The sequence below is a fragment of the uncultured Cyclobacterium sp. genome (assembly GCF_963976465.1).
Lineage (GTDB): Bacteria > Bacteroidota > Bacteroidia > Cytophagales > Cyclobacteriaceae > Cyclobacterium.
This window is the reverse complement of sequence record NZ_CAXBOC010000538.1, coordinates 1-3,552: the sequence shown is the minus strand read 5'-3', so window position 1 is coordinate 3,552 and position 3,552 is coordinate 1. Positions and strand designations below refer to the sequence as shown.

Sequence of the window (3,552 nt, the reverse complement as noted above, 5' to 3'; positions counted from 1 at the left end):
TGAAATGGGGATTTCCACCCGTACTATATGGTGGGGACCGGGACAATGGAGTTCTTTGACATTTTCCGGTAATTCAGAAGGTTTTCCTCACCTTACCTTAAACTCCCACCGTCCCCTAAAAACCTTTCTGGGACATTTTGAAGGACAATTGATCTTGGGTAGGTTAGAAAGTTCAGGAATGGCAGCCTCACAAGATGAGGCACTGAATGATTCCTTTTTTCTTCCATTGGATAACGATTGGAGATACTTGAATGCAATTAATATAAGTTATCAACCCAAATGGGTTCCTGGACTATATTTAGGTTTTATTCGGACATTTCAACAGTACAGCGCCAAACAAGGTAACCAATTTCGAGATTATTTTCCTATTTTTGATGCCTTTCAGAAAAAGGAATTTTTTCAAGATGGTAACTCAGTGGCTTTTGATAATGAGGCCAGGGACCAGCAAGCTACCTTGTTTTTTAAATTTTTAAATAAAAAGGCAAAGTTTGAAATATATGGAGAGTATGGGAGGCGAGACCATGCCTTGACCTGGAGAGATGCCATATTGAATCCTGAACATTCCCGAGCCTATTTAATGGGGTTTCAAAAACTAGTCTCTCTTGGCAAGAAAAACACCTATCTTCAAATTCGTAGTGAGATCCTTCATCAGCAGGAATCTGTAAATAGATACATACGTTATGAAGGCCTAGGTGGGAGAACTCCATGGGCAGCACATTACCAAGTAAGGGGCTTTACCAACAGAGGAAAGGCTTTAGGTTCAGGCATTGGTACAGGAAGTAATAGCCAAACTTTTGAAGTGGCAGTTGTTGATGACTTCAACAAGTTGGGGATAATGGTGGAAAGGATAGCCAACCATCAAGACTTTTATTACCGAGCATTTGGTCAAGATAGTGAGATGTTACCTTGGATTGATTTTACAATTGGTATTCAAGCAAATAGAAAATGGAAAAACTTTTTACTAGGTTCTCAATTCCAACTGGTGAATGGTACAAATTATCAATGGCAAAGTGATTCATCTACCAGCGCGTTATTTCCCAAAGGAAAAGACATGCTTTCATTTCACAGTAAAATTCATTTGGTGTATTTAATGAATGCAAGCAAATAAAGTTTTTTCTTAGCTTATAATTACAAGATTTTATAATGAGTATTTTGATTACAGGAACTGCCGGTTTCATAGGAATGCATTTAGCTAAAGCACTGTTGGATAAAGGAGAAGAAGTAGTGGGTTTAGATAATATTAATGACTATTATGATGTAAGTCTTAAAAATGATCGATTACGAGTAACTGGAATAGTCCCAAATAAAATAAAATATGGGGAAGCAATTAAAAGTACTGTTTATCCAAATTATACTTTTTATAAACTCAATTTAGAAGATAAAGAAGGTTTAGATAAGCTTTTTAAAGAATATAATATTAAGCGGGTAGTAAATTTAGCCGCACAAGCTGGTGTACGGTATTCTTTAACAAATCCTGATGTTTATATTCAGTCAAATATAGTAGGCTTTGGAAATATACTGGAGGCCTGTAGACATAATAATGTAGAACATTTAACCTATGCATCTTCTAGCTCTATTTATGGATTGAATACTGAAATGCCTTTTTCCATCAACCAGAATGTAGATCATCCGGTTTCTTTATATGCTGCTTCAAAAAAGTCAAATGAACTTATGGCACATAGTTATAGCCACCTTTTTGGTCTGGCTACCACAGGTTTACGGTTTTTTACAGTGTATGGTCCGTGGGGTAGACCAGATATGGCACTATTTCTGTTTACTAAAGCTATAATTGAAGGAAAACCTATAGATGTTTTCAATTATGGAGAAATGCAACGAGATTTCACTTATGTGGATGATATCGTAAATGGTGTAGTAAAAGTTTTAGATAATCCTGCGAAACCTGATGCTAATTGGACCTTAGATAAAGGTGATATTAGTAAATCTAAAGCCCCTTATGCGATTTATAATATTGGTAACTCAAAACCTATTCGGTTAATGGATTTTATATTAGAAATAGAAAAGTGTCTTAATATGAAAGCCAATTTAAATTTACTTCCTTTGCAAGCTGGAGACGTTCCTGCTACCTATGCAGACACCACGGAAATAGAGAAAGAATTAGGTTATAGGCCAGATACCCAGTTAAGTTATGGTGTAAATCAATTTGTAAAATGGTATAAAAGCTATTATAAAGTGTAGTAGCTAATAATTTTTTTATGAAATTTTATAGAGTAATTATAATATTGTAAGATGCTTATGTGTATTTTTGTCAAAATCCTTTTACTATGAACATTTTTCTGGCAACAGTAACTTCATTTTTCTTTGGTTTTTTAATGACTCCTGTTCTGATTTTGATACTTAAAAAGATCAATTTTACTGAAACTCCAGGCGGAAGGAGGATTCATGCAGGCAAGATCCCATCAATGGGTGGTATTGCTATCGTGTGTGCCACTTTCGTAGGATTGTTTGCTTGGTTAAGCTTTGATCAGATCGTTGAAACCCGTTATTTTTTAGTTGCATTAGCGATTATGTTTTCGGTTGGCTTAAGAGATGATCTCATAGAGTTAACAGCGGTACAAAAGTTAATAGGACAATCCATACCGGCCTTTTTCGTAATCGTAATGGCAGATATTCGAATCTCCAGCTTATATGGCTTTATGGGAGTATATGAAATCCCTTACCTTATCAGTGTGGGCATAACTTTTTTTGCAATTTTAGCGCTTACCAATTCCTTTAATTTAATAGATGGTGCTGACGGTCTAGCCGGCTCACTAAGTTTGGTAACCTTAAGTATTCTAGGATTTTGGTTCTACACTGCTGGAATGATTTCTTACAGTTTGATCTCCTTCACATTGGTAGGGGGCATTTTAGCTTTTCTTGTGTTTAATTGGCATCCGGCAAAAATCTTCATGGGGGATACAGGTTCCCTAAGTGTCGGGTTTTGCTTGACCGTATTGGTGATTTTATTTATTGATAAATCTGGCCTAATGGCTCCTTGGGAGGGATTGAAATTAAATGCACCCTTTTCAGCTGGATTAGCTTTCTTAATTGTCCCGATTTATGATACTGTTAGAATATTTATAAAAAGAACTAAAAATGGAAAATCTCCTTTAAAACCTGATAAAAGTCACGTTCATCACTTTTTACTTAGAATGGGTTTACAACATGACCAGGTCTCAATGGTATTAGTGGTTGTGAAGTTGACTTTCATATCAATAGTATTTTTTGGTTATGCATTAAATGATCATATCCTACTTCCTGTTCTTGTATTAATTGCTACATTTTTAGGGATATGGATGGATAAGAAAACCTTGCAGAAAGTTAAAGATAATTGTAAGAAAGGACCTCTTATTTCAGAGATGAATTATAATCGTAAAAAAAGGAAACAACCCAAGAGAAAACCTTCTATTGAAAAAAATATATTCTCAGATAATAAGATCAATATGAATTGATAGGTTCTATTTAGCATAAAAAAAGGCGTTGTTAATCAACGCCTTTTTTTAGGGCTTCTTGCTGATTTATTAATTACTTGATAACCAGCGGAATAATTAACAA

At 35.0% G+C, this 3,552-nt stretch carries 3 protein-coding genes; all 3 read left to right on the top strand.

What is annotated here, in order from left to right; translation table 11 throughout:
• Positions 1-1,108: capsule assembly Wzi family protein (locus AAC037_RS21770; protein ID WP_339905576.1), on the top strand; the 1,108-nt coding region annotated here is incomplete at its 5' end.
• Positions 1,109-1,143: 35 nt separating this feature from the next.
• Complete coding sequence (locus tag AAC037_RS21765) at positions 1,144-2,196, top strand: NAD-dependent epimerase (RefSeq protein ID WP_339905575.1); 1,053 nt, start codon at positions 1,144-1,146, stop codon at positions 2,194-2,196.
• Positions 2,197-2,282: 86 nt separating this feature from the next.
• Entirely contained in the window at positions 2,283-3,449 is a 1,167-nt protein-coding gene (locus tag AAC037_RS21760) for an MraY family glycosyltransferase (protein ID WP_339905574.1), read from the top strand.
• The last annotated feature ends 103 nt before the right edge of the window (positions 3,450-3,552 follow it).